22 protein-coding genes and 1 pseudogene are annotated in these 20617 nt (G+C 70.6%); 11 read left to right on the top strand and 12 right to left on the bottom strand.

Features of this window, described 5'->3' with window-relative positions; all coding sequences use genetic code 11:
• Positions 1-2154, bottom strand: coding sequence for a DEAD/DEAH box helicase (locus AB0I12_RS12985; protein ID WP_359928691.1), 2154 nt, complete (start codon positions 2152-2154; stop codon positions 1-3).
• A 184-nt stretch (positions 2155-2338) separates the two neighbouring features.
• Between AB0I12_RS12985 and AB0I12_RS12980 the strand changes: the two genes are divergently transcribed.
• Complete coding sequence (locus tag AB0I12_RS12980) at positions 2339-4777, top strand: phosphoketolase family protein (RefSeq protein WP_359928689.1); 2439 nt, start codon at positions 2339-2341, stop codon at positions 4775-4777.
• Here AB0I12_RS12980 and AB0I12_RS12975 read toward each other — a convergent pair.
• Both AB0I12_RS12975 and AB0I12_RS12970 read right to left on the bottom strand, forming a co-directional pair.
• A complete protein-coding gene (locus tag AB0I12_RS12975; protein WP_359928687.1) occupies positions 4766-5383 on the bottom strand; it encodes a UdgX family uracil-DNA binding protein in 618 nt (205 codons plus the stop codon). The genes AB0I12_RS12980 and AB0I12_RS12975 overlap by 12 nt on opposite strands.
• Positions 5383-6021, bottom strand: coding sequence for a DUF6766 family protein (locus tag AB0I12_RS12970; protein ID WP_359928685.1), 639 nt, complete (start codon positions 6019-6021; stop codon positions 5383-5385). Before AB0I12_RS12970 ends, AB0I12_RS12975 begins: the two co-directional genes overlap by 1 nt.
• On the opposite strand from AB0I12_RS12970, the gene AB0I12_RS12965 reads away from it, so the two are divergent.
• Positions 6000-6377, top strand: a complete 378-nt coding sequence (locus tag AB0I12_RS12965; RefSeq protein ID WP_359928683.1) for a hypothetical protein — start codon at positions 6000-6002, stop codon at positions 6375-6377. The genes AB0I12_RS12970 and AB0I12_RS12965 overlap by 22 nt on opposite strands.
• Here the strand turns inward: AB0I12_RS12965 and AB0I12_RS12960 are convergent.
• On the bottom strand, positions 6372-6842 hold the full coding sequence (locus AB0I12_RS12960; RefSeq protein ID WP_359928681.1) for a vitamin K epoxide reductase family protein: 471 nt from the start codon (positions 6840-6842) through the stop codon (positions 6372-6374). The genes AB0I12_RS12965 and AB0I12_RS12960 overlap by 6 nt on opposite strands.
• Before the next feature lie 3 nt (positions 6843-6845).
• Positions 6846-7754, bottom strand: a complete 909-nt coding sequence (locus AB0I12_RS12955) for a DUF929 family protein (RefSeq protein WP_359928680.1) — start codon at positions 7752-7754, stop codon at positions 6846-6848.
• 137 nt (positions 7755-7891) lie between these two features.
• On the opposite strand from AB0I12_RS12955, the gene AB0I12_RS12950 reads away from it, so the two are divergent.
• A complete protein-coding gene (locus tag AB0I12_RS12950; protein WP_359928678.1) occupies positions 7892-8512 on the top strand; it encodes a class I SAM-dependent methyltransferase in 621 nt (206 codons plus the stop codon).
• On the opposite strand, the gene AB0I12_RS12945 is transcribed toward AB0I12_RS12950, so the two are convergent.
• Complete coding sequence (locus AB0I12_RS12945; RefSeq protein WP_359928676.1) at positions 8487-9611, bottom strand: MFS transporter; 1125 nt, start codon at positions 9609-9611, stop codon at positions 8487-8489. The two genes, AB0I12_RS12950 and AB0I12_RS12945, sit on opposite strands and share 26 nt — an antisense overlap.
• Positions 9612-9616: 5 nt before the next feature.
• Positions 9617-10165, bottom strand: coding sequence for a Chromate resistance protein ChrB (locus AB0I12_RS12940; protein ID WP_359928675.1), 549 nt, complete (start codon positions 10163-10165; stop codon positions 9617-9619).
• Positions 10166-10269: 104 nt separating this feature from the next.
• Between AB0I12_RS12940 and AB0I12_RS12935 the strand changes: the two genes are divergently transcribed.
• Complete coding sequence (locus AB0I12_RS12935) at positions 10270-11136, top strand: diiron oxygenase (RefSeq protein WP_359928673.1); 867 nt, start codon at positions 10270-10272, stop codon at positions 11134-11136.
• A complete protein-coding gene (locus AB0I12_RS12930) occupies positions 11133-12386 on the top strand; it encodes an FAD-dependent oxidoreductase (protein ID WP_359928671.1) in 1254 nt (417 codons plus the stop codon). The genes AB0I12_RS12935 and AB0I12_RS12930 overlap by 4 nt, the downstream gene beginning before the upstream one ends.
• Here AB0I12_RS12930 and sigJ read toward each other — a convergent pair.
• A complete protein-coding gene (gene sigJ, locus AB0I12_RS12925; RefSeq protein WP_359928669.1) occupies positions 12367-13263 on the bottom strand; it encodes an RNA polymerase sigma factor SigJ in 897 nt (298 codons plus the stop codon). The two genes, AB0I12_RS12930 and sigJ, sit on opposite strands and share 20 nt — an antisense overlap.
• Positions 13264-13354: 91 nt before the next feature.
• Between sigJ and AB0I12_RS12920 the strand changes: the two genes are divergently transcribed.
• Complete coding sequence (locus AB0I12_RS12920) at positions 13355-13807, top strand: nuclear transport factor 2 family protein (protein ID WP_359928667.1); 453 nt, start codon at positions 13355-13357, stop codon at positions 13805-13807.
• Here the strand turns inward: AB0I12_RS12920 and AB0I12_RS12915 are convergent.
• Positions 13797-14426, bottom strand: a complete 630-nt coding sequence (locus AB0I12_RS12915) for a class I SAM-dependent methyltransferase (protein WP_359928666.1) — start codon at positions 14424-14426, stop codon at positions 13797-13799. The two genes, AB0I12_RS12920 and AB0I12_RS12915, sit on opposite strands and share 11 nt — an antisense overlap.
• 86 nt (positions 14427-14512) lie before the next feature.
• Between AB0I12_RS12915 and AB0I12_RS12910 the strand changes: the two genes are divergently transcribed.
• From AB0I12_RS12910 to AB0I12_RS12895, 4 genes are read left to right on the top strand one after another with little or no spacing between them, the layout of a single operon-like run.
• Positions 14513-14923 (top strand): VOC family protein, encoded by a 411-nt coding sequence (locus tag AB0I12_RS12910; RefSeq protein WP_359928664.1) that lies wholly within the window; start codon positions 14513-14515, stop codon positions 14921-14923.
• 29 nt (positions 14924-14952) lie between these two features.
• Positions 14953-15300, top strand: a complete 348-nt coding sequence (locus tag AB0I12_RS12905) for a YciI family protein (RefSeq protein ID WP_359928662.1) — start codon at positions 14953-14955, stop codon at positions 15298-15300.
• Positions 15297-16490 carry a DUF6596 domain-containing protein gene (locus tag AB0I12_RS12900; protein WP_359928660.1) on the top strand — a complete coding sequence of 398 codons (1194 nt, stop codon included), beginning with the start codon at positions 15297-15299 and terminating at the stop codon, positions 16488-16490. The genes AB0I12_RS12905 and AB0I12_RS12900 overlap by 4 nt, the downstream gene beginning before the upstream one ends.
• A gap of 17 nt (positions 16491-16507) precedes the next feature.
• On the top strand, positions 16508-17650 hold the full coding sequence (locus tag AB0I12_RS12895; RefSeq protein ID WP_359928657.1) for an acyltransferase: 1143 nt from the start codon (positions 16508-16510) through the stop codon (positions 17648-17650).
• Between the two features lie 118 nt (positions 17651-17768).
• Here the strand turns inward: AB0I12_RS12895 and lexA are convergent.
• Positions 17769-18212, bottom strand: a pseudogene (lexA, locus tag AB0I12_RS12890) (transcriptional repressor LexA); the annotation flags it as partial.
• 128 nt (positions 18213-18340) lie between these two features.
• Between lexA and AB0I12_RS12885 the strand changes: the two are divergent.
• On the top strand, positions 18341-18688 hold the full coding sequence (locus AB0I12_RS12885; RefSeq protein WP_359928654.1) for a hypothetical protein: 348 nt from the start codon (positions 18341-18343) through the stop codon (positions 18686-18688).
• Here the strand turns inward: AB0I12_RS12885 and AB0I12_RS12880 are convergent.
• A complete protein-coding gene (locus tag AB0I12_RS12880; RefSeq protein ID WP_359928652.1) occupies positions 18646-19845 on the bottom strand; it encodes a Cmx/CmrA family chloramphenicol efflux MFS transporter in 1200 nt (399 codons plus the stop codon). The genes AB0I12_RS12885 and AB0I12_RS12880 overlap by 43 nt on opposite strands.
• 80 nt (positions 19846-19925) lie before the next feature.
• Positions 19926-20501, bottom strand: a complete 576-nt coding sequence (locus AB0I12_RS12875) for a TetR/AcrR family transcriptional regulator (protein ID WP_359928649.1) — start codon at positions 20499-20501, stop codon at positions 19926-19928.
• Positions 20502-20617 lie beyond the last annotated feature (116 nt).

Here is a 20617-nt window from a genome sequence, read left to right as displayed (position 1 = left end):
TCAGGCCGCGGCTTCCAGCGCCCGGGTCAGCAGGGCGACCAGCGCCTCGAGCTGGAAGTCGGCCGAGGAGCCGACCTCTTCGTCGGAGCCGTCGAGTGCCATCGCGGCCAGCCCGGCCTTGGCGTCGATCAGGTCCGCGACCCGGGTGTCGATGGTCTGCGCGGCGATGATCCGCCACGCGGTGACCGGCTCGTCCTGGCCGATCCGGTGCACCCGGTCGATCGCCTGGGTCTGCTCGGCGTTCGTCCAGGACAGCTCGGCGAGGACGACGTTCGACGAGACCTGCAGGTTCAGGCCGACGCCGGCGGTGAGCAGCGAGCAGACCGCGATCGCCACGTCCGGATCGTTGACGAACGCGTCGATGTTCTTCTGCCGGGTGCGCGCGGTCTGGTCGCCGCGGATCGACGAGTACCGGATGCCGCGCTCGGCGAAGAGCTCCTCGGCGGTGTCCATCACCTCGATGTGGCGGGCGAAGAACACCACCTTGCCGACGTTCTGCGCGAGCTGCGCCGCGTAGTCGGCGGCCAGGCCGGCCTTGGCCTGACCGATCCGGCGGAACAGGCTGAACACGTTGTCGCCGGTCTTCTTTCCTGCCATCTCGGCCCGCTCCCAGCCGGCCACCTGGCGCACCAGGTCGTGGTCGATCCCGTCCACGACGATGCCCAGCCGGCGCGTCTCGAGCGCGGTCCGGTAGCGCGCGACGAGCCGGTCGGCGAGCTCGCGCTCGGCGTCCCGGATCGAGCGGCCGAGGGCGCCGTCCAGCTCGACCGGGAGGTCGGCGATCCGGCGGGCCGGGATGTCGGCGGCGACGTCCACCTTCCGGCGCCGGACGATGCCCATGTCGATCACGCTGGCCCGCGCGGCCGCGGCGAAGCCTGGGTCGGCCGGCGTCAGGTCGGTGTCGTCGAGCTTGTCCATCAGCTCGGCGCGCGGCGCCTTCTCGTCGATCCAGCCGAGGAACTCCCAGATCGCGGTGAAGTCCTCGATCGAGTTGATCAGCGGTGTACCGGTGAGCGCCATTAGCAGCGGCCGCGCGGTCCGCGACCGGATCCGGTCCGACAGCTCGAGCACGTTCCGCGACCGCTGGGACTTCTTGTTCTTGATGAAGTGCGCCTCGTCGACGACCATGCCGCGGAAGCCGAGCTCGCCGAGCCAGCCGACGTGCCGGTCGAGCACCTCGTAGTTCACCACGACGATGTCGGCGAACCCGTCGATCGTGTCGCCGTCGCCGTGGATCACCGTCGGCGTCCGGCGCGGGGTCCAGAGGCCGGCCTCGCGCGCCCAGTTCGTCTTGACGACGTTCGGCACGACGGCCAGCAGCGGGTACGCGTCGGCGGCCTGGGCGGCGAGCAGCGCCTGGGCGGTCTTGCCGAGGCCGGGCTCGTCGGCGAGCAGGAAGGTCCGGTGACCGGCCGCAGCGGCGGCGATCAGCCGGGCCTGGTGCGGCATCAGCTCCAGACCGCGCAGCCGGAGCGAGTCGATGCCGCCGGTCAGCCGCAGCGACGTCGGGTCGGGCAGGGTCATGCTGGCCGAGGCCGCGGCATGCTCGAAGGACCGCAGCAGCGGGCCGATCAGCTCCCAGCCGCCGAGCCGGCTCGGCCTGGCCGGCCGGGACGGGGCGCTGGAGAAGTCCGGGGCCAGGAACGGGTTGGCGAGCTGCCGGGAGACGACCGCCTGCGGCACGACCCGCCGGGTCTGGGTCTCCGGGGGAGCGACCGGCTGCTCCGGCTCCGGCTCCTCGGGCGCCTCCAGACCGGCGTCCTCGAGCATCTGCCGCCGGAGCGCGGCCGCGGCCTCGGAGATCACCGCGTCCTCGGCCAGCAGGCCGAGCAGCGAGGGCTCCAGGGCGGCGGTCTTGGCCAGGATCGTCGCGATCCCGTCGAGTCGCCGGAGCTGCTCGGTGCGGTACGCCTCGGTGGCGGACTCGGCGCCGTTCACCCGGGCCCGCTCCTCGCGGACCAGCAGGGCGACGACCTGGAACTTCGTCCGGGTCGACGGCTTGATCGCGGCGCGGGTGACCGCTGCCTCGACCTCGCGCACGGCCTGCGCGAGGACCTGGATCAGACCGTCGGACTCGCCGTCGCGGACACGGCGCCGGCGACGGGGAGCGGAACGGGTAGCGCCGGGCTGGCGCTGACCTCGTCGGGCCAACATTTCCTCCTGTGTCGTGCCACGGGGGGCCGTGACGGAATACCGGACCGCGCGAGGACCGACCCGCCGACGAGATGCCACCCGGTGTCGTCCAGAGGGCCGTTCAGAGGGTCCTCCAGGAACGCGGCTCAGAATGCACCGCTCCTGTGTGCGCGATCGAGAAACCATGCTACCCGCACTCTGCCGAATGTTGGAGACCGGCACCGGGTACCAGTGCTGGCGCACGAAGATCGTCGGCGAATCCCGAGGGGCGACCGTGGAGCGGATCGAGGCCAAGGCACTGAGTGACGACGAACTCGAGGGCATCGACGCGTACTGGCGTGCGGCCAACTTTTTGTCCGTCGGACAGATCTATCTGCTCGCCAATCCGCTGCTCCGGGAGCCGCTGCGACCCGAGCACATCAAGCCGCGGCTACTCGGCCACTGGGGTACGACGCCCGGCCTGAACCTGATCTACGCGCATCTGAACCGGGTGATCCGGCAGCGGGACCGGGAGATGCTGTTCGTGACCGGCCCCGGCCACGGTGGTCCGGCCCTGGTGGCCAACACCTGGCTGGAGGGGAGCTGGACCGCGGCGTACCCGAACACCACGGTGGACGAGGCCGGGATGGGGCGGCTGTTCAAGCAGTTCTCGTTCCCCGGAGGTGTCCCGAGTCACGTGGCGGCCGACGTACCGGGGTCGATCAACGAGGGCGGCGAGCTGGGCTACTCGCTGAGTCACGCGTACGGCGCGGCCGCCGACAAGCCGGACCTCGTCGTGACCTGCGTCGTCGGCGACGGCGAGGCGGAGACCGGTCCGCTCGCGGCGTCCTGGCACTCGAACAAGTTCCTGAACCCGGCGCGCGACGGCGCCGTCCTGCCGATCCTGCACCTGAACGGATACAAGATCGCGAATCCGGCGGTGCTCGCCCGGATCGGCGACGAGGAGCTGACCGCCCTGATGCGGGGCTACGGGTACGAGCCGTACCTGGTCGAGGGGTCGGAGCCGGCCGCGGTCCACCAGACGCTGGCGGCGACCCTGGACGTGTGCCTGGACCGGATCGACGAGATCCAGCGCGAGGCACGATCGGCGAGCGACGCGCCGCCGCGGCCCGTCTGGCCGATGATCGTGCTGAAGACGCCGAAGGGCTGGACCGGCCCGCAGACCGTGGACGGCGAGCCGGTCGAGGACACGTGGCGGTCGCATCAGGTGCCGCTGTCCGGCGTACGGACGAACGAGGACCATCTCCGGCAACTGGAGGACTGGCTCCACAGCTACCGGCCCGAGGAGTTGTTCGACGAGGACGGGCGTCCGGTCCCGGAGCTGATCGAGCTGGCGCCGGGGGAGCGGCTGCGGATGGGGTCGAACCCGCACGCCAACGGCGGCCTCCTGAGCCGCGACCTCGAGCTGCCGCCGGTCGAGGAGTACGCGGTGCCGGTGAAGGCGCCGGGCGCCGAGGACGGGGAGCCGACGAAGGTCTTCGGCACGTTCCTGCGGGACGCCTTCCGGCGGAACCCGGACAACCTGCGGCTGTTCGGGCCGGACGAGACCGAGTCGAACCGGCTGGGCGCGGTCTACGAGGAGACGGACAAGCTGTGGCTCGCCGAGCGGCGCGACACCGACCGCCACCTCGGGCCGGACGGCCGGGTGCTGGAGATCCTCAGCGAACACACCTGCCAGGGCTGGTTGGAGGGGTACCTGCTCACCGGGCGGCACGGCCTGTTCTCGTCGTACGAGGCGTTCGTCCACATCGTCGACTCGATGGTCAACCAGCACGCGAAGTGGCTGAAGACGATCAACCAGCTCGAGTGGCGGCGGCCGATCCCGTCGCTGAACTACCTGCTCACGTCGCACGTCTGGCGGCAGGACCACAACGGGTTCTCGCACCAGGACCCGGGCTTCATCGACCATGTCGTGAACAAGAAGGCCGAGGTCGTCCGCGTCTACCTGCCGCCGGACACCAACACGCTGCTGTCCACGATGGACCACTGCCTGCGGACCCGGAACTACATCAACGTCGTTGTGGCGGGCAAGCAACCGCAGCCGAACTGGCTGGACTGGGACGAGGCCGCGGTGCACTGCGCCCGGGGCGTCGGCGTGTGGGACTTCGCCGGCAACGACGACGGCGACCCGGACGTGGTGATGGCGTGCGCGGGCGACGTACCGACGATGGAGACGCTGGCCGCGGTCGACCTGCTCCGCGAGCACGTCCCGGACCTGCGGATCCGGGTCGTGAACGTCGTCGACCTGATGCGCCTGCAGGACGCCGCCGAGCATCCGCACGGGCTGCCTGACGCCGATTTCGACGCGCTGTTCACCACGGACAAGCCGGTGATCTTCGCCTACCACGGCTACCCGTGGCTCATCCACCGCCTCACCTACCGGCGGCACGGCCACGCCAACCTGCACGTCCGCGGGTACCTCGAGGAAGGGACGACGACCACGCCGTTCGACATGGCGGTCCGCAACAACCTGGACCGGTACCACCTGGCGATGGACGTCATCGACCGGGTGCCGTCGCTGCGGTCGCGCGCGGCGTCTGCGCGGCAGTACTTCATCGACCAGCGCACGCGGCATCACGCCTATGTCACCCGGTACGGCGAGGACCTGCCGGAGGTGCGGGGCTGGCGGTGGTCAGTCCAGTAGGCCGACCGCGACCCGGAGATCGTCGACGAACCGAGCGAAGTCCCGCCGGAACTCGTCCGACCGGACCACCGCGGACGGATGCACGGTCGCCACCGCGAGGCCGCCGCCCGGAAGCTCCAACCGCTTTCCCCGCTCCTGCGTGACCCGGAACGTCGAGCCGAGCAGGGCCTTCGCGGCCACCGACCCCATCACGACCACCAGCGACGGCTTCACGATCTCCAGCTCGCGCCGCAACCACGGATGGCACGCGGTGATCTGACTGGCGGCCGGCGTCTTGTGGATCCGCCGCTTTCCCTGCCGCTCGAAACGGAAATGCTTCACCGCGTTCGTCAAGTACACCGCCGACCGGTCGATCCCGGCCTCGACGAGCGCCTTGTCGAGCAGGTGACCCGCGGGCCCGACGAAGACGTGCCCCTCCTTGTCCTCGTGATCACCGGGGGTCTCGCCGACGAGCATCATCCGGGCCCGCACCGGCCCCTCGCCGGGCACCGCCTGCTCGGCGTCCTCCCAGAGGTCGCAGCCCCGGCAGTCGCCGAGCACGGCACGGACCTTCCGCATCCCGCCGTCGTGCGGGACCCATTCCTGCGCTCCCGGGTACTTGGTCATCAGCCACCTGTCTCCGAGTGTGGCGCGTGGACGGGCTTGGACTGGGCCGAGCGCCGCTGCCGCAGGTAGATCGAGCCGCCGATGATCGCCGCGACGGCCAGGAACTCACTCTGCCAGTTCTGCAGCGACTCGTACCAGAACTGACTCGTGCCGAGATAGGACCAGGTCGTGACCGCGGCGCCGCCGTGCAGTTCCTGTTCCTCGCTGTACGCCGCGGCACCGGTTGCCGCGTGCAACCACAGTGACAGCAGGAACACCACCCCGAACGCGATCGCCAGCGAGTTCTCGTACAGCCTCAGGATCAGCTCGGAGCCGCGCCGTACCGGCCAGGGTGCGTTCCGGTCGGTGCGGTGCTCGCGCGGGTCCTCGTCCTGCGGCGCCGGTTCGTCGAGCGGCCGGGACTCCGCCGAGCCCTTCTGCACCAGGTACGCCGTGAGCAGCACGTACATGAACATCTGCAGGAACTCGGACTCCCAGTTCTCGAAGAGCGCCTCGCCGAAGGAGGAGGAGCCGACGTACTGCCCGAAGCTCTCCGCTGGCCGGCCGTGGTCGGCGAGCTCGGAGTTCTGCTGCGCGTGACCCACGAACGCCAGTCCGACCAGGAACCCGAAGAAAAGTGCCAGGTTGGCCAGCAGCAACGCTCGCGGTCGTAGCCATCGCATGCCGCTCCGGTACCCCTGCCGACTCGTTTCATGACGCGGCACAGGACGTCTACAGTGGCTCCATTCCTCGCCACACGACGACCTGGCTGGACCTGCAGGGCCACGCCTCGTTCCCGGCCGCGGACACGACGATCGAGCCGGAGCGGATCCGGACCGCGATCGGTGACCTCGACTGCCTGCGCTACACCGTGCGTGACGGCGCGGCCGACGAGGTGTTCTGGTTCGCCACCAGCCTGCCGGGGATGCCGATCGAGCAAGAGACCCGGACCGACGGCCGGGTCGTGACGACCGTGTCGCTGGTCGACTACACGCTCACGCAGCCTCGTTCATGACGCCGGCGGCACCAGCGCCAGGCGGACGATGACGAGGGCGAACAGGACGAGCGTCAGCGCGTGGACGACCGTGCACCACAGGCAGATCGCGTTGATCTGGAACAACTCGGCCCAGATCAGGTAGCAGACGAACACGACACCGGTCAGTACGCCGGCCAGCCGCAGGCGCCCCGGCCACGGGGACGCCGTACGCCACATCGGCGGCACCGACAGCGCGGTCATGCCGACGAAGAACGCGAGGCCGAGCAGCGCGACCGGGATCCCGAACAGCTTCGAGTACTGGCTGCTGGTCACCTTGGCGCAGTTCACCACCCCGGTGTCCGGGCAGGCGAGCGTCGAACCGGCGGTGAAGTGCTCGTAGGTGAGGTACGCCGCGACCGCGAGCCCGGCGACCGAGACGGCCAGCGTGGCCCACGGGATCACGCCGAGCGACGTCCGGGCGGACTGCTGTGCAGTGCTGGCCACGCCTCAGCCCTTCGCGCTGCCGAGCTTCGCCGCCGCGGCGGTCACCGTGTCGGTCGAGCAGACCTTAGCCGGCTGGTTGTTGGTCAGCTTGCAGATCGCCGCGGTGTAGACGTTGGCCGAGGAGAGGACCGCCTTCGCGATCGGGCTCGACGGATCCTTGAGCGCGTCGGCGATCTGCGTCTGCGTCTTCCCGGCGAGCACCTCCGGGCTGTACGTCGCCCCGGAGTTGACGAACTTGCCGCCGAGGTCGATGAACGGGATCGACCCGTCGCTCTCGACGTACGGCGGCTTGTTGTAGGTGTCGAACGTCTTCTGGTCCTCGGCGGTCGGGGTGTCGAGCGGCTTGTATCCGTTCCCGACCATCTCGTTCGTGGTCGTCTCGACGCCGGTGAACGCCAGGTACTGACTCGTGTACGTCGCGCCGTGGAAGGACAGCGTCGCCGTGTTCGGGAAGACGTCCTCGGACGCCGAGTGGGTGGTGCCGAGGTTGCTGAACGTCCCGAAGCGGGACAGCGCGACCGTGACCGGCCAGCGCTCCGCGGCGCAGTACGGGCAGAACTCGGCGCCGATGTACAGCACCTTCGGCTTGCCGCCCGCGGTCAGCGCGGGGGCGGTGATCGCCGACGGCGCGGCCTTCACATCCGCGCTCCCGACGGCGGCGAACGTCGAGTCCGGAATCGAGGAGAGCGCCGTGACCAGCCCGGAGTCGGCCGCGCCGGACGGACCGGTCGCGGTCTTCTTGCCGCCGCCGACCAGGCGGATCGTCACCAGGCCGCCGACGATCACGAGGACCAGGACGACCGCACCGACCGCGAACAGGAGGCGTCGTCGTCGCTCCGCCTGCTGCTGGGCGGCCAGCTGCGCCGCGATCCGCTCGCGGGCCGCAGCCTTCTGTTCGACGCGCCGTGCCATGACTCTCCTCTGATCGTGCCCGTGCTCCTGAAGATCAACTATCCATCAGGCCCGGAAGTTCCTGCCTCTCCGTCACCGAGAGGTTACAGATCGGCAGATCGGCACCTGACCTCAGGTCGTCTCTAGTGTTGCGCGCTATGGACTGGCGAGCGTGGCATGCGAAGTACGACGTCCCGGGGTCGGAGCTGTCGCGGCGGCTGGCGGCGGTGCAGGAACAGGTGCGGGCGGCGCTCGACCGTGCTCCGGCCGGGCCGGTGCCCGTGGTCAGCCTGTGCGCAGGACAAGGCAGGGACCTCCTCGAGGTGATCGAGGACCACCCGCGCGGGGCGGACGTCCACGCGCGGCTCGTCGAGCTGGACCCTGAGCTCGCAGCCACCGCTCGGGAGCGGGCGCCGGACCAGGTCGACGTGATCACGGGTGATGCGTCGTTGACCGATCAGTACGACGGCATGGTCCCGGCCGAGCTGGTACTGCTGTGCGGGATCTTCGGCAACGTGTCCGACGCGGACATCAAGCGGACCGTCCAGGCGATGCCGCAGTTCTGCCGGACCGGCGGCACCGTGATCTGGACCCGTCATCGGGAGGACCCGGATCTGGTGCCGACGATCTGCGACTGGTTCGAGGCGCGCGGCTTCGAAAGGGTCTGGCTGTCCGACCGGGACGCCGGCTTCGGCGTCGGCGTGCACCGCTTCACCGGCGTAGCGGAGCCGCTGGTGACGGGGCAGAGCCTGTTCAGCTTCGTCCCGGGCGGAGCATGAGCAGCCCGAGCAGCAGCAGTACAGCGAGCGCGAGGTATCCGGCGTCGAGTACGGCGACCGTCGCGATCGCGGCGACGAGCAGCGGACCGCCCGCGTCGCCGAGCTCGCGGCCGAGCTCGGCCGTTCCCATGGTCTGACCGAGCCGCTCCGGCGGCGTACTCGCCGCCAGTGCCGCGAACCCGAGCGGCGTGATCACGCCGGTCCCCGCACCGATCAACGCAGCAGCGATCAGGAGGAACGCGACGCCGGGCAGGGCCGCGCACACAAAACCGGCCGCCGCGAGGATCAATCCGAGTGCGATGCCGGCGCGGGTCGTCAGCCGGCCGGCGTCGAGCGCACGGCCGCTGCGTGGCTGTACGACGGCCGCGGTCGCGGCGAGCAGCGACACCGCCGCCCCGGTCGCGATGGTGCCGAGCCCGTCCGCGGCGCCGGTCACCGGCAGGAACCCGACGCCGACGGACAACGCGGCCGTCGCGGCAGCGAGTGCCGTCGTCGGACGAAGGAACTGCGGATCGGTGATTCGGCGCGCGAGGTCCAGCACGGTCTGCCGCGTCCGCGGCAACGGGGGCACAACCGGTACGGCGATCAGCGCCCAAACGGCAACGCCCACGGCGAGCACTGTCATCACCGCGAACAGCAACCGGAAGCCGCCGAGCCATACCAGCCCACCACCGAGCAGCGGGCCGGCCGTGTAGCCGATGCTCTTGTAGAACCCGTAGCTCCCGAAGGCGCGTCCGTGCTTGGCCGAAGGATTCAGGCGCGCCACCAGTGCGGAGGCGGCGGGGGAGAAGGCCGAGGCCGCGGCACCCTGGCCGAGGCGCGCGACCCACAACCAGCCCGGCCGGTCCACGAGCACATAGGTGCCTGAGGCAACGGCGAAGCCGGCGAGCCCGAACAACAGCATCGGGCGCGCGCCGATCCGGTCGGCGACCGTGCCGAACACCGGCTTCAGCAGCACCTCCGCCCCGTCGTACAGCGCGAGCAGGAGACCGAGCGTGAGCAGCGACGTGACGGCATCCTCGGACGAGCCACCGAGGTTCGCCGCGACCGCGTGGGCGCCGAAGGCGGTCGTGAAACCGGCCGCATACAGCGGCCACATGGTCCTCACGCGTGCCCCGGAAGCTGATGCAGTGCGCGGAACACGAGTTCTGCGTACTCCTCGCAGCGCGCGACGCAGTCCTTGAGCCGGGCGGTCGCCTGTGCGGATTCCGGCGTACCGAAGACGTCGCGGCCGGTCAGGTCGCGGTGCCAGCGGCGGAGACGCTCGAGGCTCTGTTCCTCCTCCTCGAGCTCGGCGAGGGTGAACTTCTCGACCCGGGTCTCCTTGGCGAGCTCCTCCTCGAACTTCGTGCAGTCCGCCAGGAACTCGGTCCAGTCCGCGCGCCGCGCCTCGTCGTACAGCCGGCGCAGCCGGGCCGCGTCGTCGGCGCTCCGGCCGGCCGCGTCGAGCACTGTGACCTCGCCGTCCGCACGGGCCACCAGTTCGGCCGTCCGCTGCAGCGAGGCCTCGAACACGGGCAGCTGGGGCACCGCCCAGACGCCCTGCCCGAGCGACAGCGCCCCCGCCTTCCGCAGCTCCCGCCACACTGCGACGCGGTGCCGCGAGGGCTCCGCGGGAATCCGCACCAGAAGCACCAGCCAGCGATCCGTCACAGCAGCAAATGTAGCGGCTGTTACAGCTCCCGGGAAGCTCGACATGGCTTGGGACATCAGTTATGTTACATAGACGATGTCATATCGCTTCGGAGGTGTGCTCGATGAACGAGACCGCTGAGCGGTTGCTGGGGTCGGCGGGCCGGTTGTCGCGGGACCCGGAGACGGAGATCGACTGGGAAGCGCCGATCGGCGACGGGTACGGGATGTCGCCGGAGTGGAGCACGCTCTACGCGACGCCGTACTGGGACGAGCTGACCGAGGCGCAGCGGCGGGAGCTGACCCGGCACGAGGCGGCGTCGGTGGCGACGACCGGGATCTGGTTCGAGCTGATCCTGCAGCAGCTGATCCTGCGCGACGTGTACGACAAGCCGGCCCGGAGCGCCGAGTTCCAGTGGGCGCTGACCGAGATCGCCGACGAGTGCCGGCACTCGATCATGTTCGCCCGCGCGACCGAGCGGATGGTCGAGCCGTCGTACCGGCCGCGGCTGCCGGCGCGCGAGCTCGGCCGGATGTTCAAGACCGTCGCCACCGGCGAGTCGGCGTACGCCGCGATCCTGGTGGCGGAGGAAGTGCTGGACGTCATGCAGCGCGACTGGATGCGGGACCGCCGGGTCGAGCCGCTGGTGCGCACGGTGAACCACATCCACGTCGTGGAGGAGTCGCGGCACATGGTGTTCGCGCGCGAGGAGACCCGCGAGCGGCTGGCCGGTGCGGGACGCGGGCGGCGCTGGGTGAGCGCGCTGGTGATCGCAATCGCCGCCGACATGATCGTGTCGAGCATGGTCGGCCGGGAGGTCTACGCGAACGTCGGGCTGGACGTCGATCGCGCCGTACGGGAGGCGCGGCACAACGAGTACCACCGGTCGTTGCTGCGGACCAGCTGCGCGAACCTGATGGACTTCCTCGGCTCGGTCGGGCTGCTCACGCCGGCAGCGGCCCGGGTGTACCGGCGGACCGGACTGCTGTGAGCTACGCGATCTCGGGGGAGTGCTGCTCGGACGCGAGCTGCGTCGCGGTCTGCCCGATGAACAGCATCCACCCGGCGCCGGGTGAGCCGGGGTTCGGGACCGGTGCCGGCCTGTTCATCGATCCGCGCACGTGCATCGACTGCGGCGCGTGCGCCGACATCTGCCCCGTCGACGCCGCGAAGCCGGCCGATCGGTCGGCGCCCGAGGACGTGCAGCGCAACGCGGCGTACTTCGCGGAGCGCGAGCCGCTGGAGGCCATGAAGCTGGACAGCTGGGAGCCGCCGTCGTACGAGGTGCGCGGCGGCGGGCCGCGGCGCGTGCTGGTGGTCGGCGCCGGACCGGCAGGTATCTACGCGACCCGCGAACTGTTGCTGTGGACAACGGCCGAGGTCACGCTCGTCGACCGGCTCCAGCACGTGGGCGGCCTGGTGCGGTACGGCGTAGCGCCGGACCATCCGCAGACCAAGCAGATCATCGACACCTTCGAGCGGATCGCCGCACACCGCCGCGTGCGGTGGCGGCCCGGGAAGGATGCGGCAGCGCTGCACGGGTACGACGGCGCCTTGCCGGCGGGCTACGACGCCGTGGTTCACGCGGTCGGCGCCCGGCGGAGCCGTCAGCTCGGCATCGCCGGTGAGGAGGCCGCCATCGCAGCCGAGAATTTCGTTGCCTGGTACAACGGATGTCCCGGCGCGGCGGCTCCCGCCGACTTGGCCGGCCCGCGTGCGGTGATCGTCGGCAACGGGAACGTCGCACTCGACGTCGCCCGGATCCTGCTGAGCGACGAGCAGCGGTTGCGCTCGATGGAGGTTCCGTCAGGGGTGCGCACGGCGCTGGCGGCGAGCGGTGTGAAGAAGGTCGTGCTGGTGGGCCGACGCGGGCCGGACGAGGCGGCGTACACGCAGTCCGCCCTGCAGGAGCTGCAGGCCGCGGTCGGTGACCGCCGCGTCGAGTTCCGGTACCACGCCAGGCCGGCCGCCTGGATCGGCGACGGCCTGGTTCTCGACACCGGCGAGACGATCCCGGCGAGCCAGCTGTTCACCGCGATCGGGTTCGAGGGGCGGCCGATCGACGGGCTGCCGTTCGACGCGGACCGCGGCATCGTCCCGAACGTCCGCGGCGCCGTCGTCGACCGGCCCGGTCACTACGTGGCGGGCTGGATCAAACGCGGTGCGCGCGGCGGGATCGGGGTCAACAAGGCCTGCGCCCAGGAGACCGTGCGGACGCTGGTCAGCTCTGCCAGGGGCTGAGCTTCTCCGGGTTCCTGATCGCCCAGATGTTGGTGATGCGGTCGCCGGCCACGTCGAAGGCGATCACGGTCTCGATGACACCGTCGAACTGGATCACCAGGCCCGGCTGCCCGTTGACCGTGCGCTCCAGGAGCGTCCTGCCGAGCCGGAAGACGGGCAGGTCGGCGAAGTACTGCGCGACGTCGACGCCGCCGTGGACCGGCGCGAGCGAGGCGGACACGATGCCGCCGCCGTCGGCGACCGCGGTGACCTCGGGGTCGAGCAGCGTGACGAGCGCCGCGATGTCGGTCGCCTCCCAGGCCGCCTTGAACTCGCGGACCAGCTCCGCCCGGCGCGCGGACGGTGCCGCCGGGTGCTCGGCGTCCCGGATCCGCCGCCGGGCCGACGAGGCCAGCTGGCGGCAGGCGGCCGGTGTCCGGCCGACGATCTCGGCGACCTCGGGGAACGGGTAGCGGAACACGTCGTGCAGGATGAACGCCACCCGTTCGGCGGGCGTCATCGCGTCGAGGACGACCAGGAACGCCATGTTCACCGACTCGTCCAGCGTGACGCGGTCGGCTGGGTCGGTGGTGCCGGTCTGGCCGGTCTGCCACTCGGCGGTCTCCGGCAGCGGCTCCGGGATCCACTCACCGACGTACCGCTCGCGGCGGGCGCGCGCGGACCGCAGCTGGTCCAGGCAGATCCGGCTCGCGACCTTGGTCAGCCATGCCGCCGGGTTCTCGATCGCCCGCTGCTCGTCCGGCGTCATCGCGTACCAGCGCGCGTACGTCTCCTGGACCACGTCCTCGGCGTCGGCCAGCGAGCCGAGCAGCCGGTAGGCGAGGTTGATCAGCTGCCGCCGCTCGCTCATGATCGCGCTCAGTCCGGGCTCACTCATGTCGGTCCTCTCATCCATATCCCGATACGACGGAACAGGCCCGCGAAGTGTGAGGTCTGACAGTTCGCGGCGGCGTCTCGTCGTAGGGAACATGACCACACACACCACGTCACACAACGCTGTCTCCGAGGTCGAGATCCGCGAGCGCGTCGAGGTCCTGCTCGACGCGGTCCGGACCGGCGACCTGGACGCCGTCAAGACCATCTTCGCGCCCGGCCTGGTCTCCTTCGACATCGAGCCGCCGCTGCGGCACCTCGGCGCGGAGAAGAAGTGGGCGAACTGGGAGCGCGTCTTCACCGTCTTCGAGACCCCGCTGGAGTACCAGGTCCGCGACCTCACCGTCCTCGTCGACGGCGACCTGGCCGTCGTCTACTCCCTCAACCACATGAACGCCGCGCTGAAGCCCGGCGGCAAGATCGACTACTGGCTGCGCTGGACCGCCGCCTGGCAGAAGATCGACGGCCAGTGGCTGATCGTCCACGACCAGGTCTCCGTCCCGACCAACTTCGAATCCGGAACCGCCGCGATGGACCTCATGCCCTGAGGCGCGCGCGGCCGAGGACGTGCGGGCTGGCCGGGGTGACGCGGTCGGGCGGGAAGCGGAACTCGTCGAGGGCTTCGATCTCGAACCCGGCCGCGGTGATGGCGGCGGGCGTGTCCCGGTGGGTGTGACAGCCGCCGACGAACAACGGCCAGAGAGTCGCATCGGCGACCTTCTGGACGGTCGCGAGCCGCGTGCCAGGCTCGGCTGCGACGTGCTCGTAGAACCTGAGCTCTCCACCCGGGCGCAGCACCCGCCGGGCCTCGGCGAGCGCGACCTGCTGGTCCGCCACCGAGCAGAGGACCAGCGAGACTACGACGACATCGGCCGACGCGTCAGCGGCCGGCAGGCGGTCCGCCGTACCTTCGACGACCTCGACGTCGACCGGCGCGGACTCGGCCTGCCGCTCGGCCTGGGCGCGCAGATAAGGCTCGGGCTCGACGGCCAGCACACCCGTCACCCCGGGCGGGTAGTGCGTGAAGTTGCCGCCGTCTCCGGCGCCGACCTCGATCACCCGGCCCGCGGCGCCCGCCAGCAGGCGGCGACGGTGCTCGGCGGCGCCCTGCTGGTCGAGCGCCGGCCGGGCCCTCGTGTAGATCCGGGCGAACAGCGGATGTTTCATGCCCTCCACCCTCTCAGAGGGTCGGATCGCGGCGCCCGCCGATCGTCTCCAGAGTGACCGCTGTTCGTCACCAGGAGGAGAAGACCATGCCTACCACCGTGCCAGGCACCGTGAAGATCATCGACGTCGTCGTGTCCGACCTCGGCGCCGCGATCGAGTTCTACCGCCGCTTCGGGCTCGAGTTCGAGCGCGATCAGTACATGCCGGACGACCACGCCGGCTGCGACCTGCCGAACGGCCTGCACCTGATGCTCGACACCGACGAGGCCCGCGGCAAGATCACCGCCGGCTGGACGCCGCCGGCGACCAGCCGGATCTTCCTGACCTTCGAGTACGGCAGCCCGGCGGAGGTCGACGCGGCGTACGCCGACCTGGTCGGGGCCGGCGTACCGAGCCTGCAGGAACCGTTCGACGCGCCGTGGGGGATGCGTTACGCGACCGTCGCGGATCCGTCCGGGAACGGGGTCGATCTCTACGCCACGCTGCCCGCTTCGTGAGCCAGACTGTCGGGAAAGGAGGTGCGTGGGTGAAGTACGTGCTGATGTTCATCGAGACCGAGGAGTTCGCGAAGGAGTTCGCGGCGCTGGGACCGGGCGAGCAGGAGGAGGCGTACCGGCGGGTGTACCAGTGGTTCGAGGACCACAAGGACAAGATCACCGACCGCGGCTCCAAGCTGCAGGGCCCGGAGACCGCGACCACGGTCCGGCTCGACGGCGGACGGGTGATGACCACCGACGGGCCGTTCATCGAGGGCAAGGAAGTCGTGTCCGGGTTCACCGAGATCGAGGTCGAGGACCTCGACGAGGCGCTGCGGATGGTGCGGACCTGGCCGGCCTGCCCGGTGGTCGAGATCCGGCCGGTCGAGCAGATGTGACGAGTCCCGAGGACGAGCTGGCCGGCGTGGTCCGGGACCACGCCGGCCGGCTCGCCGGTGCGCTCGTCACGCTGCTCGGCGACTTCGCCGCCGCGGAGGACCTGGTCCAGGACGCGGTCGAGATCGCTCTCAAGCGCTGGCCCGTCGAAGGCATCCCGGAGCGGCCTGACGCTTGGCTGTTCACGGTCGCGAAGCGGCGCGGTCTCGACGTACTGCGCCGGCAGCAGAACTACCGCGCCAAGCTGGCCGCGCTCGAGCCGCCGGTGCAGCCGCCGCCGGACGACAGGCTGCGGCTGATCTTCACCTGCTGCCACCCGGCGCTCGCGCGCGAAGCGCAGGTCGCGTTGACGCTCCGCGTGGTGTGCGGCCTGACGACCGCCCAGATCGCGGCCGCGTTCCTGGCGTCGGAGTCCGCGGTCGCGCAACGGATCACGCGGGCGAAGCGCAAGATCACCGACGCGGGCATCCCGTACCGCATCCCGCGCGCCGACGACCTGCCCGAACGTCTCGACGAGGTGCTGACGGTGATCTACCTGCTCTTCAACGAGGGCTACCTGTCGAGTACCGCGGACCGTGCGCACTCGCGGGACCTCGTCGACGACTCCGAATGGCTGACCGCACTGCTGCACGGCCTGCTGCCCAACCAACCCGAGGTGGGTGGTCTGCTCTCCCTGATCCGCCTGCACCGGGCCCGCACCGCGGCGCGCTTCACGCCGGACGGCAACATCGTGCTGCTCGAGAACCAGGACCGCACCTTGTGGGACCACGTCGCGATCACCGAAGCGACCGGACTCCTCACCCGCACCGCACGCCGTCACCACGCACCCGGCCCCTACCAGCTCCAGGCCGCCATCGCCGCCTGTCACAGCGAGGCCCGCGCCTGGTCCGAGACGGACTGGCCGCAGATCCTCGTCCTGTACGACATGCTGCTCACGTTGCAGCCGACACCCGTCGCCGGACTGCACCGAGCAATCGCGCTGTCGTACGTCCGGGGGCCTGCGGACGCTCTCGCGGAACTCGACGGGTTGGCGGGCGATCTCGAGCACTACCCGCTGTTCCACGCGACCCGGGCCCAGCTGCTGCGCGACCTCGGCCGCGACGGCGAGGCCCGGGCCGCCGACGGCCGCGCGGCGGAGCTGACCACCAACCCGGCACAGTTGGGGCTGCTCAAGGAGCGGCTGGCCCGCTGACCGAGCATCCTTGCTCCATGGGTGCGGAGGGGCGGGGGGAACGGCTGTGGTTCCTCGACTGGCTGCGGGTGCTGGCGGTGTTCGGCGTGTTCGTGTTCCACACGCTGCGGCCGTTCGACGACGGCGACTGGCATGTGAAGAACGCGGAGACCAGCGAAGGCATCTCGATCGGGATCGCGTTCCTGGGACTGTGGGGGCTGGCGTTCTTCTTCCTGATCTCCGGCTGCGCCGGGTGGCTGGCTCTGCGGTGGCGGACCGCGCCGCAGTTCCTCCGAGAACGGTCACTGCGGCTGCTGGTCCCGTTCGCCGTCGCGTACGTGCTGCTCTCGCCGTTGCAGTACTTCATCGAGGAGCACCACAAGGGGCGTTCGACGGCCCCGTTCCTCGACGACGTGCGGACGTTCTTCAGCGATCTCGGCGGTGATGCGCCGCTGTGGCTGCGCGACACATACCACCTGTGGTTCCTCGTCTACCTGATCCAGTTCGCCGTCCTCGGGCTACCGCTGTTCCTTCTGCTGCGCGGCAAGACCGACTGGATCGCGCGGCGTTGCCGGCGGCGCGGGTCGATCCTGTTGCTCGCCGTACCGCTCGTGCCGGTCCATCTGCTGCTGCTCGCCGCGCCCGGTCCGGAGCACGGCTGGGGCGAGTTCGTGTTCTTCTTCGACTTCTTCGTCGTCGGCTACCTGGTGATGTCGGACGAGCGCCTGCTGGCAGCGGTACGACGGGACGCCGTACCAGGGCTGCTGCTCGGCGCCGGTGCGTTCGTGCTCGGCGTCGTGACCGGCATCATCGACTTCCTGGACGGCTGGTGGCCGGACCCGGGCTACTCGTGGGCGTACCTGTGGTACTCGCCGCTCATCACGCTCGCGGTGTGGGGCTGGCTCGTCGCGGTTCTTGGACTCGGTCTTCGCGCGCCCGCGCTCCAGCGCCCGCTACCGCCCTCGCTCGCGCGGGCCGCGATGCCCTACTTCATCGTCCACCAGCCGGTGATCCTCGCGATCGCGTACTTCGTCGTCACCTGGGACGCGGGCATCGGGCCGAAGTACGCCGTACTCCTGCCCACCGCCTTCGCCGTCTCCGCACTGCTCGCCTGGCTGCTCTCGTCCGTCCCGGGCGTCTCGCAGCTGCTCGGCGTGAAGAAGACGGCGCAGAAGGTCTAGACGCTGCGGAGGACCGAGACGACGATGCCGAGGATGGTGGCGTTGTCGCCGTCGATGATCTCGTACGCCGGGTTGCGGGGCTCAGGTAGGCGTGGCCGTTGCGGCGGCGGTAGACCTTCACGGTCGCCTCCTCGTCGATCATCGCGGCGACGATCTGGCCGGAGTAGGCCTCGGACTGCTGGCGGACCACGACGATGTCCCCGTCGCAGATCGCCGCGTCGATCATCGACTCACCGCGGACGCGCAGCCCGAACACGGTGCCCCGGCCGGTCAGCCCGCGGGGGAGCTGGAGGACGTCGTCGACGTGCTCGACCGCGGAGATCGGCGTACCGGCCGCGATGTCGCCGACCACCGGCACCGGCACGTTGTCGTCGCCCGTGGCGCGCGCGGCCGGCTCCTGCAGGAACATCCGCACGTCGATCGGCCGGGAGACCGACGGGCTGCGGCGGAGGAACCCCTTCTCCTCCAGGCTGGCCAGGTGCTTCGACACCGACGACGAGGAGCGCAGCCCGACCGCGTCGCCGATCTGCCGGCTGCTGGGCGGGTATCCGTGCCGCGTCACCCAGTCCCGGATCACCACCAGGATGCGTTGCTGCCGCTCCGGGAGCGCGCCGGTGTCCAGGTCGCCGAACAGGTCGAGATCAGTCACCGCGAAATCCTAGAGCACCCCGGCGATGAAAGAGTGGAGCTGTGGATGGACCGGGAAGTCGTGTGCTGGCGGCGTTCGGTTTGTCCGAGCCCGCCGTCCGGCTGGCGGGTGGCCAGGGGGAGACCTGGCGGTCCGGTGACGTCGTACTGAAACGCGCCGACGCCGAGGCCGCGGCGGTCGCCGTCGCGGACGCCCTGTGCTGGTACGGCGCGACACCGGACCTCGCCGCGCGCTGGGCGCACCTGCCGGAGTGGGGCCAGATGCTTGTCCGGGCGCTGATCTATCGCCTGACCACCGACGAGCTCGCCGGTGGCGCCGCGACCTGGACCGAAGCCCGGCGCGCGGCTTACGCGCCGGTGATCGGGCTGGCCGTCTCGTACGCCGGCTGATCGGCCGCGGTGCGTGTCCTGCCGGCGGCCCGGGCGGCGAGCGGAACGGTGCCGAAGGCAAGAACTCCGAGCGCGGCGCCGATCCAGCCGACGGCGGAGTAGCCCGCGCCGGCTTCCAGCGCCAGGCCGCCGAGCCAGGGCCCGACCGTGATGCCGACGTTGAACGCCGAGATGTTGAACGCGGCGGCGAGGGTCGGCGCGGAGCCTGCGACGCTGAACACCCGCGAGTTCACCGCCGGGTTGGTGGCGAAGCCGAAGGTGCCGACGCCGATGATCGCCGGTACGGCGAGCCAGGGCGTCGCGGTGGCGAGTGCGACGACGACCGCGGCGGTGATCACCCCGGTCAGGCTGATCACGAGTGTGCGGAACGGGCGCCGGTCCGCGGTCCGTCCGCTGATCGTGATCCCGGCCAGCGCGCCGACGCCGTACAGCGCGAGGATCACGGGCACCCAGGTCGCGGACAAGCCGGTCGTCTCGGTGAGCAGCGGAGCGAGGTAGCTGAAGATCACCAGGATCGCGCCGGTCGACAACGCCGTCGTCCCGTACGCGAGCCACAGCTGCGGGTTCGCCATGCTCCGCAGCTCGAGACGCAACCGCGGCGCCTCCTTCGCGCGTCCGCCGGGGATGGTCGCGACTACGCCGGCGATCGCGACGGCCGACAGTACGGCGACCGCCCAGAACGCCGACCGCCAGCCGAGGTGCTGACCGAGGAGCGTGCCGGCGGGCAGTCCGACGATCGTGGCCACGGTCAGACCTCCGGCCAGGATGCTCATCGCCTTGGCCCGCGCCGCCGGTCCCGCGAGTTCGATCGCGGTCACCGACGCGACCGCCCAGAACCCGGCGTACACGAACGCGCCGGCCACGCGGGTCGCGAGCAGCACGCCGTACGACGAGGTGAGCGCGCCGGCCACGTGAGTGAGCGCGAAGACGGCCAGGAAGGCGAGCATCGCGGCGCGCCGGGACCAGCGCAGCGTGGTGACGGCCAGGATCGGGGCGCCGACGAGCATGCCGACCGCGAACGCGGAGATCAGCAGCCCGGCGGCCGGGATCGAGACGTCCAGGTCGGTCGCGATCTCGGGCAGCAGACCCGCGAGCATCAGCTCGGACGTGCCCTGGGCGAAGATCGCGAGCCCGAGCAGATAGACAGCGCGAGGCATGAGGGTCCTCTCGGAAATCAAGCTGATAATGGATCGATCGGTGCAAAACAGAGGCAGGTGTCTGCCCGGGGAGGTGCGGTTCAGAAGCTGCGCAACGTGGCCTCGACGACGACCCGCTGGCTCTCGGGGGTCGCGCCGCGCCGGGCCGCGACACGCAGACCGCCGAGAACGGTGAAGACGTACGTCGCGAGGCCGGCCGCGTCCTGCGCCGGGTCGAGCTCGCCGGTGGCCTGTGCTGCCCGGAGGGCGGTGGTCAGCGCGGCCAGCTTGACGTTGTGGTCGCGGTCGAGGAGCTCGACGATCTCGGCGTCCTTGGGTCCGAGCTCGACGATCGTGTTGATCACGAAACAGCCCGCCGGATCGTCGGGATCCGGCTCCACCGCGGTCCACAGGATCCGCCGGACCCGCTCGCGGATCGGCAGCGTCGCGTCCTGGATGACCTCGAGCTGGGCGGCGGTGAAGCGATCGGCGTACCGCCGCAGGGCGCGGTCGAACAGGTCGCGCTTGCTGGTGAAGGTGTTGTAGATGCTGCTCCGGCCGAGGCCCGTCGCCGCGCAGAGGTCCTGGGTCGAGGTGGCCTCGTAGCCCGAACTCCAGAACACCCGCATCGCGGCATCCACGGCGCGGTCCTCGTCGAAGGTCCTCGGTCTCGGCATGCCACCGAGCTTAGCATGTTTTGGACCGAGTGATCCAAAACATACTGCCCGACGGGTGATCTCCCACCGCCGATAGCATCTGCGCATCGAGGCGAGTGCCGGAAGCTCTTCGACAG

The sequence above is a fragment of the Kribbella sp. NPDC050459 genome, from assembly GCF_040655315.1.
Lineage (GTDB): Bacteria > Actinomycetota > Actinomycetes > Propionibacteriales > Kribbellaceae > Kribbella.
Note: the sequence above shows the minus strand (reverse complement) of the source record. Positions and strands in the feature narration are given on the sequence as shown.